The sequence below is a fragment of the Acinetobacter sp. Brlt_5 genome (assembly GCF_051949055.1).
GTDB classification, from domain to species: domain Bacteria; phylum Pseudomonadota; class Gammaproteobacteria; order Pseudomonadales; family Moraxellaceae; genus Acinetobacter; species Acinetobacter indicus.
In genome coordinates, this window is record NZ_JAYJLP010000002.1 from 176,508 (window position 1) to 190,598 (window position 14,091).

The window sequence follows — 14,091 nt, forward strand, 5'->3', positions numbered from 1 at the left end:
AAAAATGCCTCATATGATGAGGCATTTTTTTATGCATGATGTTGCTGGAATTTGATTGAAAGCCATCAAGGCGCCGGGTTGGGCTGCTGACGGTGAATCGCTTCAATGCCTTGTAAAATGTCATCGGACAGATTGACTTCAAAGGCATCAATATTTTCTTTTAGTTGCTCTAGTGAAGTCGCGCCAATAATGGTACTGGTGACAAAGAACTGCTGCTTAATAAAAGCCAAAGCCAGTTGGGTTAAACTGAGGCCATGTTGCTCGGCCAGTTGCGCATATTGCTCTGTGGCCCATTCACTTTCTGGATTGCTGTAGCGGCTAAAGCGTGAATACAGGGTGACACGCGCATTGGCCGGACGGGCGCCATGCCGGAATTTCCCGGTTAAGTAACCAAAGGCCAGAGGAGAATAAGCCAGTAAGCCGACGCCTTCATATTTGGCAATTTCCGACATGCCAATTTCATAGGTGCGATTCAGCAGGTTATACGGGTTTTGTACGCTGACAAATTTGCTTAAACCGAGTTTTTCCGCCAGATGCAAAAACTTCATGGTGCCCCATGGGGTTTCATTGGAGAGGCCAATATAGCGAATCCGGCCGTTCTGGATTTCCTGCTGCAAGGCAGTCAGGGTTTCCTCAAGGTCGGTGACATGCTGCTGTGCATGGGCTTCGGCATTGCCATAACCCAGTTTGCCAAAGAAGTTGGTCGGGCGCTGAGGCCAGTGCAGTTGGTATAAGTCAATATAGTCGGTTTGCAGGCGTTTCAGGTTGCCATCCAGGGCAGTGCGAATATCGGTAGCGTTGTAACGGGTTTGACCATCACGAATATGGCTGCCGCCTTGAGCCGGTCCGGCAATTTTTGAGGCCAAAAACAGCTTGTCCCGTCCACCGCGCGTCTTGAGCCAGTTGCCAATCATGACTTCGGTGGCACCTTGAGTTTCTGGTTTCGGTGGCACCGGATACATTTCGGCGGTATCCCAGAAATACAGGCCACGTTCCAGCGCATAATCCAGCTGGGCAAAGGCTTCATCCTGGGTATTCTGTTCACCAAAGGTCATGGTGCCTAGACAGATTTCAGGCAATAAAATACCGGTATCAGCAAGGGGATTGAACTGCATAAGATGTCCTTATTCAAAATATCATCAAGCGAATAGGGACTAGGCTAAACCATCGCAGGCAGACTGTTAAATCAATATTTTAGGTTAGTTTGTAAATATTTTTCACATAGCGAACAGGCATAAAAAAGGCAAATCCGAAGATTTGCCTTAAGCATATAGCAGTTTAAGACTTATTCATCATCAAACTGTTCATCTGCTGCATCATTTTGCTCTAAAGAGGCATCAAAAATCAGAATGGCTTTACCATCAGTTTCGATCATGCCTTGTTCTTCCAGGGTTTTCAGAACACGGCCGACCATTTCACGTGAACAGCCCACAATACGGCCAATTTCCTGACGGGTAATACGGATTTGACGGCCATTTGGCAAAATCATGGCTTCAGGCTGCGCAGACAGGTCAATCAGACAACGCGCAATACGGCCTGAAACATCAATGAAGGCCAGATCGGTCACTTTACGTGTGGTATTTTTTAAACGGCGCACCAGCTGGGCAAATACCGCATAGCTTAAATCTGGATATTGCTTGCTGAGCTCGTGGAAGTTTTCATAAGTCACTTCTGCAATTTCACAAACGTCACGTGTGCGTACTTCTGCAGTACGTTGTGGATTTGCTTCGAATAGACCCATTTCCCCAAAGAAGTCACCCGGATTCAAATACGCCACAACAATTTCGCGATCATTATCTTCACGAAGAATGATGGAAACAGATCCTTTCAGAATCAAATAAAGTGATTTTGATTCAGACCCCGCATCAACAATTGTTGTCCGTTTCGGATAACGGTTGATATATGCACGTTTTAATAATGCCTTGACTGAATCTGGTAATTGACCAGGAGACAGGGCATCGGTGCTTAATTGTGAAAAGTTTGAAGTCATGCTAACGGTTCCGAAAATGGATAAATAATAGATCGCACAAGACCTAGTATGAACTTGTCACACAGTAGAGATGAAATTCCTTATCAACTCAAATTATGTTAGTGTACAGGCACCTTGTAAATTTATAGTTTTTTTGAAGGACTTGCAATGCAAACGAGTGTTCATTGGCTAGAGAATGTTGCTTTTGAAGCAAAATCGGAAAGTGGCCATAGCGTGGTGATGGATGGTTCTGCCGAGTATGGTGGAGAAAACCGTGGACCACGTCCCATGGAGCTCATTTTAATGGGACTTGGTGGTTGTGCATCGTTTGATATTGTGACCATTTTAAAGAAATCACGTCAGGATGTGACTGGTGTGGTTTGTCAGCTGAAAGCAGAACGTGCCGATTCGATTCCGGCGGTGTTCACCAAAATTCATCTGCATTTTGTGGTGACAGGCAAGGCAGTCAAGGAAAAGCAGGTCGCCAAGGCAGTTGAATTATCCGCAGAAAAATACTGTTCAGCCAGCAAAATGCTGTCAGATGGTGGTGTTGAAATTAGCCACGATTTCGAGATTATCGAAGCAGAATAATCATGACTGTAAAGTCATGTAAAAAGTCGGTTAATTACCGGCTTTTTTATTTTTCCATGGTTTTAGACCTCGCAAAAAATTGGCCGCAATGGGCAGAGCTCTCAAAATATGTGTTTCCTATTACATAGGTCGCAGCTGCATTACTGTATAAAAATAATCCTGATGCTGACTTGAAATTGGCCGGTCACAGACCAATATTATAATTGAGTTATATCTGTTGCATTAAAATAACACTTTGAAAAATATATGAAAAATCATTTGAAATTGCCAAAAGTACTCCCATATATGTTTCAAGTGAAAAAATTGTTGTGAGGAATAACAAGAATGCGTTTTGAAAAATTTACAAATCGCTTACAGCAAGCTCTCTCCGATGCGCAATCGCTGGCGATGGGCAAAGACCATACCGCCATTGACGGCATTCATGTCTTGGCCACTCTGTTAGAAGAAGCATCCAATGTCAGCTTGTTACAGCAGGCCGGTGCCCAGTTGCGTGATTTGCAGAGCAAGTTGCAGCAGGCACTGAATGATGCGCCAACGCTAGCCAATCCGACTGGCGACATTAATTTAAGTCCGGAAGCGGTTAAAGCCTTAAACCTGGCCGATAGCTATGCCCAGAAAGCGGGCGATGAATTCCTGTCTACCGACTGGGTATTACTGGGCCTGAGCGAAGTTGGGGCCACTAAAAGCTTATTGAACAGTATCGGTGTCAGCGCAGACAGTCTGCGTCAGGTGATTTTAAAAATTCGAGGTGATGAAAAAGTGATGAGTAATAATCATGAAGATCAACGTGATTCACTCAATAAATACACTGTAGATTTAACCGAACGTGCGCTGGCTGGCAAGCTCGATCCGGTGATTGGTCGTGATGATGAAATCCGCCGTACCGTACAGGTCTTGTCACGTCGGACCAAAAATAACCCGGTACTGATTGGTGAGCCTGGGGTCGGTAAAACCGCAATTGTAGAAGGTCTGGCACAGCGTATTGTGAATGGTGAAGTGCCAGAAAGCTTAAAAGGCAAACGCGTGTTATCGCTGGACCTGGGTTCATTGCTGGCCGGTGCCAAATATCGCGGCGAGTTTGAGGAGCGTTTAAAAGCGGTCCTGAAAGATCTGGCCAAGCATGAAGGCGAAATCATCCTGTTTATTGATGAGTTGCATACCCTGGTTGGCGCAGGTAAAGGTGATGGCGCGATGGATGCCGGCAACATGCTGAAACCGGCGCTGGCACGCGGTGAATTACGCTGCGTGGGGGCAACCACGCTCGATGAATATCGTCAGTACATTGAAAAAGATGCCGCCCTTGAGCGCCGTTTCCAGAAAGTGCTGGTCGATGAGCCAAGTGTCGAAGACACCATTGCCATTTTACGTGGTCTGAAAGAGCGTTATGAAGTCCACCACGGGGTGAAAATTCTCGACTCGGCGATTATTGCTGCAGCGAAAATGTCACATCGTTATATCACTGACCGTCAGTTGCCCGATAAAGCTATTGACCTGATTGATGAAGCAGCATCGCGCATCAAGATGGAGCTGGACTCTAAACCGGAAGCGCTGGATAAGCTGGAACGCCGTCTGATTCAGTTAAAGCTGCAACTTGAAGCTGTGAAAAAAGATGAAGATGCCGGCAGCCGTGCAGAAGTCAGTCATCTGGAAAAACAGATCGAAGACGTCCAAAAAGACTATAATGATCTGGAAGAAGTGTGGAAATCTGAAAAAACTCTGGTCGAAGGCACTAAGCAGATTCAGGCGCAGCTGGATCAGGCGCGTATTGCCTTGCAAAAAGCACAGCGTGAAAATGATCTGGGCGAGATGTCGCGTCTGCAATATGGCGTGATTCCGGAACTGGAAAAACAGCTGGCCCAAGATGAGCTGGTGGAAGAGAAAGAAGAACCGAAGTTATTGCGCAATAAAGTCACCGATAACGAAATTGCGGAAGTGGTCAGCGCAGCCACCGGTATTCCGGTTGCGAAAATGCTGCAAGGCGAGCGTGAAAAACTGCTGCAAATGGAAAGCTTCCTGCATCAGCGTGTGGTAGGGCAGGATGAAGCGGTGATTGCGGTATCCAATGCGGTGCGCCGTTCACGTGCCGGGTTGTCGGATCCGAACCGTCCAAGTGGTTCTTTCCTGTTCCTGGGTCCAACCGGTGTCGGTAAGACCGAGTTAACCAAAGCCTTGGCCAATTTCCTGTTTGACAGCGATGACGCCATGATCCGGATTGATATGTCCGAATTTATGGAAAAACATTCAGTCAGTCGTCTGGTCGGTGCGCCTCCGGGCTATGTCGGCTATGAAGAAGGCGGGGTATTAACCGAAGCCGTACGCCGTAAACCATATAGCGTGGTGCTGTTTGATGAGGTGGAGAAAGCCCATCCGGATGTATTTAACATCTTGCTGCAGGTGCTGGATGATGGTTGCTTGACCGACTCGCAGGGCCGTGTGGTGGACTTTAAAAACACCGTGATTGTAATGACCTCGAACCTGGGTTCAAGCGATGTGCGTGAACTGGGCGATAATCCAAGCCGTGATGATGTACGCAATGTAGTGATGGCGGCCGTGTCTGAGCATTTCCGTCCGGAGTTTATCAACCGTATTGATGAGCTGGTAGTATTCCATGCCCTGGAAAAAGCGCAGATTCGTGGTATTGCCGATATCCAGCTGGACCGTTTACGTGCCCGTCTGGCCGACCGCGATATCAAGTTAACGGTAGATGATTCTGCCTTTGACCAGCTGATTGAAGCCGGTTTTGACCCAGTTTACGGTGCGCGTCCATTAAAACGTGCCATCCAGCAACAGGTAGAAAATAATCTGGCGCAGAAAATTCTGGCCGGTGACTTCCAGCCGGGAGATACCATTGTGATTACGGCAGATGCAGGCCAACTGGATTTCCAGAAGCTGAAACTGAACTAATCCGCACACGGTTCATCTAAACTGTTTAATCAAAGACCTGGCTTCGGCCGGGTTTTTTTATGGAGGTATCTGCAGCAAAAAGCCGGGCAGATGTAGCGATTCACTCTGCAAAGTAAGTCCACGCTGGATGATGAGTGACAGCGTAAAGTTTCCGATGTAAAAAAAAGCCTGCTATGGGGTAGCAGGCTTTTTATTGCTAATCGAATGAACTGTGAATAGAAAAGGATTAAATCATCCTTTACCATTCACATTTTAGATTTGTGGATGCTGGATTTTCCAGGCGCGGTGAATCTTCTGGTTACGTTTGAAATCTGGACCAATGGTTTCATGGCTGATCTCCTGGATATCAAACAGCGCTGGCAAGGTTTCATCCATTTCAAAACCGCGATAGTTATTCGAGAAGTACAGGGTGCCTTCTGTGGTTAAACGGTTCATGGCGCGTTTAATTAGCGAGACATGGTCACGTTGTACATCAAAGGTGCCGTAGAATTTTTTCGAGTTGGAGAAGGTTGGCGGATCAATAAAGATCAGGTCATATTGCTCATGACCTTCTTTTAGCCACTCAAAACAGTCGCTGGCAAAGAACTGGTGTTGTTCATCGGTATGGTCGACGGTTAAGCCGTTTAAGACAAAGTTTTCTTTGGACCAGTTTAAATAGGTGTTGGACAAGTCCACACTGGTGGTACTGGCCGCGCCGCCTAAAGCGGCATGCAAACTCGCCGTTGATGTATAGCTGTACAGATTGAGGAAATGCTTGCCTTTAGCTTCTTTGGCAATGCGTAAACGAATCTGGCGATGGTCCAGGAATAGGCCGGTATCCAGATAGTCGGTGAGGTTAACCAGAATCTTGGCCTGACCCTCCTGCACAATAAAGCGTTTCGATGCGGTACTTTGTTTGGTGTACTGGTTTTTACCTTCCTGACGGGCACGGGTTTTAATAAACACGGCATCACGGCCTAAACCGGTCACGGCACGAATCGCTTGCAGCGCCAGGTTAAAGCGTTTTTTTGCTTTTTCAGGATCAATTTTCTTCGGTGGTGCATATTCCTGCACATGCAGACGATCACCATATAAATCGACCGCGACATTAAAGTCCGGTAAATCGGCATCGTATAAACGCAGACAATAGACGTTTTCTTTAACCGCCCATTTCTTTAAGGCCTGCATGTTTTTTTGCAGACGGTTGGTAAAGTCTTCGGCACCTTCAATCGGTTCAAACTGCTGTGGCTGCCAGTCGGCCAGGAATGGTTTTACTACTGCCGATGGTTTGACCGTACCAAAACGAATGTAAATTGGCAGCTTACCATTCATTAAACGCAAGGTTTGCGGCTCATTAAATGCCAGCACATCGGCCTGTTCCACCTGGGCTGCAATGACAGCAGCAGACTGGTTCGGGAAATGTTTTTGTAGCAGGGCAGACAGACCTAAATACAAGGCACGGTTCGAGGCTTTATCTCCCAGACGTTCACCATACGGCGGGTTGGTCACCACAAACGCAGTTTTGCCTTCGGCCTGAAAATCTGGCCAGTCTGACAAGGTGCGTTCTTCAATCTGGATATGATCGAGCAGACGTTCAAAACCGGCAGCAATAATATTCTGTTTGGTGGCTTTGACTGCTTCCCAGTCGGCATCAAAAGCATAGAATTTTGGCAGTGGCTGTTCCAGCGCCTGTTGATGACGCTCAGCCGCTTCTGCCTTTAATGACATCCACAGTTCATGGTCATGGCCATTCCAGCCATTAAAGCCGAAACGGCGTACCAGACCCGGTGCACGGTCGGTTAAAATCAGCAGGGATTCAATAATAAAGGTACCTGAACCACACATCGGGTCGATGACAATATCAGGTTGTGTTTCTTTTAAAGCACCTTTTTGCAAAATTGCTGCTGCTAGATTTTCTTTAATTGGGGCGTCGGTCATAAAACGACGGTAGCCACGTTTATGCAGTGAATCACCCGATAAATCTAAGCAATAGGTATGTTCTTTTTTACCTGCCAAAATATACATGGTGATTTCAGGTGATTTGGTGTCGATACTTGGGCGTTTACCGACAGCTTCCATAAATGAATCAACCACACCATCTTTGGCACGTAGCGTAGCAAACTGCGTATTGACCTTAATTTCACGTTCAATATGCAGGCGGATGGCAAAGGTACTTTGTGGTGCAAAAATAAGCGACCAGTCGAAGCTGATTGCACCTTCATAAAGCTCTTCAGCGACATCACGTGCGTCGTGATGGCGTTCCAGCTCATAAGTGTGAATTGGCATTAAGACACGGGAAGCCAAACGTGACCACATACAAATGCGATACGCCTGTTCCAAGCTGCCTTTGAAAATTAAACGACCCGGTAAACGTTCAATATTTTGAACCCCTAAACCTTCTAATTCCTCTTGAAGCAAGGTTTCAAGTCCATCTGCACAGGTGACCCAGTATGTAGAAAGACGCGGTTTCGAATGCATGTAAATTTCCAAAAGCAACAAAGCAATCTAATATTTTAACGTATTTTCACGGCTTTGGGCGGATGTTGTGCTGAAGATATACAAGATTTATTTGTACTAAAACCCACTTAAATTTGATCCATTTTCTATGCCTCCCAACGGTTGGTATATATTTTGCACAATAAATAATGATAACGAAAAATGACCTTAATTTTAAAATTGGAGAACGGGGAAAATATGCGAGTCGAAAGCAGTGATCAGTTAATTGCCCACAATGAAGCCTTTTCAGTGGCCACCTTATTGTATACACGTTTACGCCGGGTCAGCGGCAGGGTAATTGATGCCTTGTATCTGGTCGATCATCCGGGCTATGCCAAAGATGTGATTGAGCTGGCCTTAGCCACGGGAGATGCTGAATTAAGCCGTTATGCCGAACGGCTGACCAGGCTACTGGATTTAAATGCACCGTTGCTGAACCCGTTAGATGAGGTCATCGACGAGCAGGTTGAACCAGAAATTACCGAGGAGGAAATTTACCGGGCACAGGTGTCGCATCATTATATTGGCGCCTTGCGTTAAAACCGCCATCATCCGCATCAACAAGCTCTCGATTCTGAGGGCTTTTTTTATCTATCTGCAAAAATAGCCTAAGCAATATTGATCAAAACCGGTTGAATTATCCTGTTGAATTATCCTGTTGAATTTATGGTAATGATTGAAGAAAACTTGATTCACTGGCAGGAAAAGGGCTTTAAATGTTGAAATCTTCAGCGCCATCTTAGGGGAATCTCTGTATAATACGTTGACTTAACGTATAAGGAATCTCTCATGCACTTGGCGGCATTGCATACTCCGAGCCAGATTCAACTCAATAAAGATGGAAATCTAAAACATTTCATCACCATCGAAGGGCTTTCCAAACAAACCCTCACCAAAATTTTGGACACCGCGCAGTCCTTTTTTAATGACCAAAATCAGCTCATCACTAACAACCTGCTGGAAGGTCGTACAGTTATGAACCTGTTTTTTGAGAATTCAACCCGTACCCGCACCACCTTTGAAGCTGCAGCCAAACGTCTTTCGGCCAACGTGCTTAACATTGACATTGCCCGTTCCAGTACCTCTAAAGGCGAAACCCTGCGCGATACGCTGTGGAATTTAGAAGCCATGGCCGCCGATATTTTTGTGGTGCGTCATTCCTCTTCAGGTGCAGCGCATTTTATTGCCAAGGATGTCTGTCCAAATATCGCAATTATTAATGCCGGAGATGGCCGTCATGCCCATCCGACTCAAGCGATGCTGGATATGCTGACCATTCGCCGTGAAACCAAAAAAGACTTTGCTGACATGAGCATTGCCATTATTGGCGATATTAAACATTCACGCGTGGCACGTTCTGATGTGGCGGCGTTGCAAACTTTAGGCTGTAAAGATATTCGCGTGATTGCACCCAATACCTTGCTGCCATTTGGTTTTGGAGAATACGGAGCCGATGTACGCCTGTTTAATAAAATGGAAGATGGCATCCGTGACTGTGATGTGATTATTACCTTGCGTATCCAGAATGAACGGATTGATTCACCGGCGCTGTCCTCACCGGCAGAATTCTACAAAATGTATGGCCTGAACAAAGAGCGTCTGGCGCTGGCCAAACCGGATTGTATCGTGATGCACCCGGGACCGATGAACCGTGGTGTGGAAATTGATTCCAGCATTGCCGATGGCCCGCAATCGGTGATTTTAAATCAGGTGACCAATGGTATTGCGGTGCGTATGGCGGTGCTGGCACTGGCGATGCAGGGTCAGCTGCAGGAACAAGGTTTAATTGAAGCGATTGCGGTATAAGGAATCAGTCATGCGTATTGTAAAAATTGAAAATGTCCGCGTTCTTGATCCAATGCAAAAGACTGATCGCGTACAAACGGTATATCTGGAAAATGGCAAGCTGGTTGCAGAAACAGCAGATGTGACTGAAACCATTGATGGACAAGGCAAATGGCTGATGCCAACCATGGTTGATCTGTGCGCGCGGATGCGTGAACCGGGTCAGCAGCAGCATGGTACTTTAAAATCTGAAGGCAAGGCGGCACGTGAAAACGGCATTCTGCACGTGTTTACCCCACCAGATTCCAAGCCGATTGTGCAGGACAATGGTGCTTTGATTCACGGTCTGGTCGAAAAAGCCATGCTGGATGGTGGTATTTATTTACAGGTGATTGGCGCACAAACCCAAGGCTTGCAAGGCAAACAGCCTGCCAATATGGCCGGTCTGAAAAAGGGCGGCTGTACTGCAGTTTCCAATGCCAATGCATCCTTTGCTGATGATGATGTCGTGATTCGCACGCTGGAATATGCAGCCGGTCTGGACCTGACCGTGGTGTTCTATGCTGAAGAACCGCAAATTGCCAAAGATGGCTGTGTGCATGAAGGCTTTATTGCTTCACGTCAGGGCTTGCCTATGATTCCGGCGCTGGCCGAAACCGTAGCCATTGCCAAATACCTGTTGATGATTGAAGCGACCAAAGTCCGTGCGCATTTCGGTTTACTGTCCTGTGGCGCTTCGGTCGAGCTGATTAAAATTGCCAAAGAAAAAGGCCTGCCAGTAACCTGTGATGTGGCAATGCATCAGCTGCATTTAACCGATCAGGTGATTGATGGCTTTAACTCGCTGGCGCATGTACGTCCACCGCTACGTGCTGAAAAAGACAAAGAATTGCTGCGTCAGGGCTTAAAAGATGGCGTAATTGATGCGATCTGTACCCATCATGAACCCTTAAGCAGTTCGGCCAAAATGGCACCGTTTGCTGAAACCTTACCGGGCTTTACCGCTTTTGATACCTTTGTGCCCTTGGGTGTGCAACTGGTTGAGGAAGGTCTGTTCAGTCCATTGGAATGGGTGCATACCGTGACACTGGCACCGGCGACGGTTGCGCAAATGGCAGATCGCTGGATGCAGGAAGCCGGCTGGATTCTGATTGATCCTGAACTGGAGTGGACGCTGGACAAAGACAGCATTCTGTCCCAAGGCAAGAACACGCCACTGATTCAGCAAACCGTGAAAGGCAAGGTAATTCAGACTTTCCTGGCCTAAATTCGCCTGTTCAAGAGCCAGCATTTGCTGGCTTTTTTTATGTTTTAATTTAAGTACATAAAGAAAAATACAATTATTTACAACGTCTAAAAAATGACCAGATACACTAAAAAATGCGAGTAGAACAATGAAAAAAATGAGGCCATATCATGCAAAGCAGATTGATAGAATTATTGAAAAATAGCGTGTCATCCATTGTGCTAGACGGGGAAACGGATTACCTCATTGAGAAAAACCGTGCCTTAAATGATTTTTATCCGGTGTTTTTATCGGTGTTAAGACACCGCCCATCCCTCATTGACAGTCTGAGAAATCAGCTTAATCCGCGGCTGGCTGAAATTTTTGGTACCAACCTGAACCTGAAACAGCAGTTTCTGGAATTTAGCCGCGGTCAGGCGCCGGCAGATGAAATTGAATCCACCCTGAACCGGGCCATCGTACCAACCTTAGGTTTTTTAGAAAGTGAGGCCGGCTCGACCGATCCTGAGGCGATTGTGCATTTGCTTGATCAGCATATGCCGGACATTCAGGCTGCTTTGCCGGAATGGGCCGCTGCGCTGCTGGCCGGTTTAGGTGTCAATACCACTGCCGGGCAGACTATTCATCAGGCGCCTGAGTTATATGAAGAGGTGCCAGAGCAGAAGCGCTCGCCGTGGGTACCGATTCTGATTTTTATTATTCTGGCATTGTTACTGGCCTTTTTATTTAAAGCCTGTTCTGACCGTAATGAAGAAGAGGTGCCTGTTACCCAGGCAGCAGCGACGGAACCGGCCTATTTGCAGGTCAATACCGGTTCCAATGGCGATCTGGTCACCTGTCAGTTGTATCTGAACAATCCGGCTTATACCGACATTCTGCAAACAGAAGTTAAACGGATTTTTAACCATCCGACAGGTTGTGGGGTGAATAGCGCCAGTAATTATCATAGTGAATTTATTGATCAGGATGTGATTCCAACGGCATTGAAAATCCTGAAAGATGTGCCGAATACCAATATGACCTGGATGGGTGAGCAGATTGCGATTCAGTCCACCAATCCGGCAGATGCGCAGCGTGTGGCCAATCAGCTGCGTCCTTTGGCCAAGAATATGACCATTACGGTGCAGCAGGATCTCGATGTACAGACCGTCACACCAGCGACCACGACCGCAGCACAAGCCTTGGCCGTGATTAACCCGGATAATATTCAGGCGCTGGATGTCGCCACCGCCTTAAATCTGGAGGCGATTCATTTTGAGTCAGCATCTTCGACTGTACCGGAAGCCAATCAGCCAATTCTGGATCAGGCTGCGGCCTTAATCCAGCGTGCGCCGCATGTACATTTGACCATTAAAGGCCATACCGATGCAGTAGGCAGCAATGAAGCCAATAATCTGTTGTCCTTACGCCGTGCTGAAGCGGTACGTGATTATCTGGTACAACGCGGGGTTGATCCTTCCCAGTTACAGGCCGTGGGGTATGGCCAGCAACAGCCGATGGAACCAAATGCAACCCCAGAAGGGCAGTTCCAGAACCGTCGTATTGAGTTTGAAGTATTAAATACAGAAACCGGGGTGGTACGTGCGGTCGATGACCAAGGTATTGTCGAGAAAAAAGCAGAGTAAGGATTGAGTTAAGGAAATAGAAAAGGACGACGTCAAGTCGTCCTTTTTGGTTTAGTTGAAAAGCGGAGGTAGCAGTGGGGATGTATTCACGACCATCCGATGCCCGCTTTTAAAACCAGCCATTAAGCTGCATTACGTATTAAAGGCACCCCGGTGACTTTCTGGATTTCATCAAAACTGACCTCCGGTGCCAGTTCCACCAGCTGCACGCCGGTTGGGGTAATATCCAGAACGCCCAAATCGGTAATTACGCGATGAACCACGGCTTTACCGGTCAGCGGCAGGCTACACTGTGAAACGATTTTAGGTGTACCATCTTTGGCGCAGTGTTCCATCAACACCACCACTTTTTGCACACCTGCGACCAGGTCCATGGCACCGCCCATACCTTTGACTTTTTTATCGGGAATCATCCAGTTGGCCAGATCACCCTGTTCAGAGACTTCCATGGCCCCCAGAATGGCAATATTGACATGACCGCCACGGATCATGGCAAAAGAGTCTGCGCTAGAGAAAAACGACGCACCTTGACGAGCTGTGACCGTCTGTTTGCCGGCATTAATCAGGTCAGCATCAACTGTGGCTTCAGTTGGGAATTCCCCAATCCCGAGCAGGCCATTTTCTGACTGTAGCCAAACGTTGATATTTTCCGGAATATAGTTAGCGACCAAAGTTGGTAAACCAATCCCTAAATTGACATAGAAACCATCTTCCAGTTCTTGTGCGGCGCGCTGCGCCATTTGATTACGCGTCCAAGCCATGGTTTAAGCCTCCGCCTTTAAAGTCATTTGTTCAATACGTTTTTCAGGATGTGCATTTAACACAATGCGGTTGACATAAATCCCCGGCAGATGAATTTCATCTGGATCGAGCGCGCCAATCTCTACAATTTCTTCGACTTCGGCAATGGTGATTTTGCCCGCCATGGCACAGACCGGATTAAAGTTTTGTGCAGTTTTACGGAAAATCAGGTTGCCGGCCTTGTCGGCTTTATAGGCTTTGACCAGGGCAACATCGGCGGTTAAGGATTCTTCTAAGATATAATCCTGACCTTTAAACTGACGTACTTCTTTGCCTTCCGCAATCACGGTGCCCACACCGGTGGCGGTAAAGAAGGCTGGAATACCCGCACCGCCGGCACGTAATTTTTCTGCCAGTGTGCCTTGCGGGGTCAGTTCAACTTCCAGTTCACCGCTCAGAAACTGACGTTCAAATTCCTTGTTTTCACCGACATAGGATGAAATCATTTTTTTAATCTGTTTGGTTTCAAGCAGCAGCCCCAGACCAAAACCATCGACACCGGCATTGTTGGAAATACAGGTCAGCTGTTTGGCACCGGTGTCTTTTAGCGCGGCAATTAATGCTTCAGGAATCCCGCACAGGCCAAAACCACCTACGGCCAGGGTCTGGCCATCCTGAACCACGCCATTTAAGGCGGCTTGTGCGCTGTCATAGACTTTATTTGCCATGTGTCACCTCTATTTTTTATCCTTTTT

The 14,091-nt window shown here is 47.1% G+C and carries 11 protein-coding genes; 6 read left to right on the top strand and 5 right to left on the bottom strand.

Annotated elements, in window-relative coordinates; genetic code table 11:
* Window positions 1-65: 65 nt before the first annotated feature.
* A complete protein-coding gene (locus tag VF685_RS02775; protein WP_242912017.1) occupies window positions 66-1,115 on the bottom strand; it encodes an NADP(H)-dependent aldo-keto reductase in 1,050 nt (349 codons plus the stop codon).
* Window positions 1,116-1,285: 170 nt separating this feature from the next.
* The gene (gene crp, locus VF685_RS02780) at window positions 1,286-1,990 is read right to left on the bottom strand and encodes a cAMP-activated global transcriptional regulator CRP (RefSeq protein ID WP_168398835.1); all 705 of its coding nucleotides are present in this window, start codon (window positions 1,988-1,990) and stop codon (window positions 1,286-1,288) included.
* A gap of 147 nt (window positions 1,991-2,137) precedes the next feature.
* Between crp and VF685_RS02785 the strand changes: the two genes are divergently transcribed.
* Window positions 2,138-2,560: an OsmC family protein gene (locus VF685_RS02785; protein WP_005177032.1), complete on the top strand. Its 423-nt coding sequence runs from the start codon at window positions 2,138-2,140 to the stop codon at window positions 2,558-2,560.
* Between the two features lie 324 nt (window positions 2,561-2,884).
* Window positions 2,885-5,464, top strand: coding sequence for an ATP-dependent chaperone ClpB (gene clpB / locus VF685_RS02790; RefSeq protein ID WP_440203543.1), 2,580 nt, complete (start codon window positions 2,885-2,887; stop codon window positions 5,462-5,464).
* A gap of 252 nt (window positions 5,465-5,716) precedes the next feature.
* Here clpB and rlmKL read toward each other — a convergent pair whose 3' ends face one another.
* Entirely contained in the window at window positions 5,717-7,921 is a 2,205-nt protein-coding gene (gene rlmKL / locus VF685_RS02795; protein ID WP_286384698.1) for a bifunctional 23S rRNA (guanine(2069)-N(7))-methyltransferase RlmK/23S rRNA (guanine(2445)-N(2))-methyltransferase RlmL, read from the bottom strand.
* A 216-nt stretch (window positions 7,922-8,137) separates the two neighbouring features.
* Here rlmKL and VF685_RS02800 point away from each other — a divergent pair, with 216 nt between their 5' ends.
* The 4 genes from VF685_RS02800 (at window position 8,138) to VF685_RS02815 (ending at window position 12,595) form a co-directional block, all read left to right on the top strand.
* The gene (locus VF685_RS02800) at window positions 8,138-8,479 is read left to right on the top strand and encodes a hypothetical protein (protein WP_016658379.1); all 342 of its coding nucleotides are present in this window, start codon (window positions 8,138-8,140) and stop codon (window positions 8,477-8,479) included.
* A 249-nt stretch (window positions 8,480-8,728) separates the two neighbouring features.
* Window positions 8,729-9,745 carry an aspartate carbamoyltransferase catalytic subunit gene (locus VF685_RS02805; RefSeq protein WP_152342319.1) on the top strand — a complete coding sequence of 339 codons (1,017 nt, stop codon included), beginning with the start codon at window positions 8,729-8,731 and terminating at the stop codon, window positions 9,743-9,745.
* Between the two features lie 10 nt (window positions 9,746-9,755).
* On the top strand, window positions 9,756-10,991 hold the full coding sequence (locus VF685_RS02810; RefSeq protein ID WP_005177048.1) for a dihydroorotase: 1,236 nt from the start codon (window positions 9,756-9,758) through the stop codon (window positions 10,989-10,991).
* 149 nt (window positions 10,992-11,140) lie between these two features.
* Window positions 11,141-12,595 (top strand): OmpA family protein, encoded by a 1,455-nt coding sequence (locus tag VF685_RS02815; RefSeq protein ID WP_286384697.1) that lies wholly within the window; start codon window positions 11,141-11,143, stop codon window positions 12,593-12,595.
* Between the two features lie 122 nt (window positions 12,596-12,717).
* On the opposite strand, the gene VF685_RS02820 is transcribed toward VF685_RS02815, so the two are convergent.
* Together VF685_RS02820 and VF685_RS02825 are read right to left on the bottom strand one after the other, a co-directional pair.
* Window positions 12,718-13,356: a CoA transferase subunit B gene (locus VF685_RS02820; protein ID WP_163142260.1), complete on the bottom strand. Its 639-nt coding sequence runs from the start codon at window positions 13,354-13,356 to the stop codon at window positions 12,718-12,720.
* Window positions 13,357-13,359: 3 nt separating this feature from the next.
* Window positions 13,360-14,064, bottom strand: a complete 705-nt coding sequence (locus VF685_RS02825) for a CoA transferase subunit A (protein WP_005177058.1) — start codon at window positions 14,062-14,064, stop codon at window positions 13,360-13,362.
* Window positions 14,065-14,091: the final 27 nt, after the last annotated feature.

Coding starts and splice junctions, on each gene's coding strand:
- VF685_RS02810 (WP_005177048.1), top strand. CDS start 9,756: ATGCGTATTGTAAAAATTGAAAATGTCCGCGTTCTTGATCCAATGCAA.
- clpB (WP_440203543.1), top strand. CDS start 2,885: ATGCGTTTTGAAAAATTTACAAATCGCTTACAGCAAGCTCTCTCCGAT.
- VF685_RS02800 (WP_016658379.1), top strand. CDS start 8,138: ATGCGAGTCGAAAGCAGTGATCAGTTAATTGCCCACAATGAAGCCTTT.
- VF685_RS02805 (WP_152342319.1), top strand. CDS start 8,729: ATGCACTTGGCGGCATTGCATACTCCGAGCCAGATTCAACTCAATAAA.
- VF685_RS02785 (WP_005177032.1), top strand. CDS start 2,138: ATGCAAACGAGTGTTCATTGGCTAGAGAATGTTGCTTTTGAAGCAAAA.
- VF685_RS02820 (WP_163142260.1), bottom strand. CDS start 13,356: ATGGCTTGGACGCGTAATCAAATGGCGCAGCGCGCCGCACAAGAACTG.
- rlmKL (WP_286384698.1), bottom strand. CDS start 7,921: ATGCATTCGAAACCGCGTCTTTCTACATACTGGGTCACCTGTGCAGAT.
- crp (WP_168398835.1), bottom strand. CDS start 1,990: ATGACTTCAAACTTTTCACAATTAAGCACCGATGCCCTGTCTCCTGGT.
- VF685_RS02815 (WP_286384697.1), top strand. CDS start 11,141: ATGCAAAGCAGATTGATAGAATTATTGAAAAATAGCGTGTCATCCATT.
- VF685_RS02825 (WP_005177058.1), bottom strand. CDS start 14,064: ATGGCAAATAAAGTCTATGACAGCGCACAAGCCGCCTTAAATGGCGTG.
- VF685_RS02775 (WP_242912017.1), bottom strand. CDS start 1,115: ATGCAGTTCAATCCCCTTGCTGATACCGGTATTTTATTGCCTGAAATC.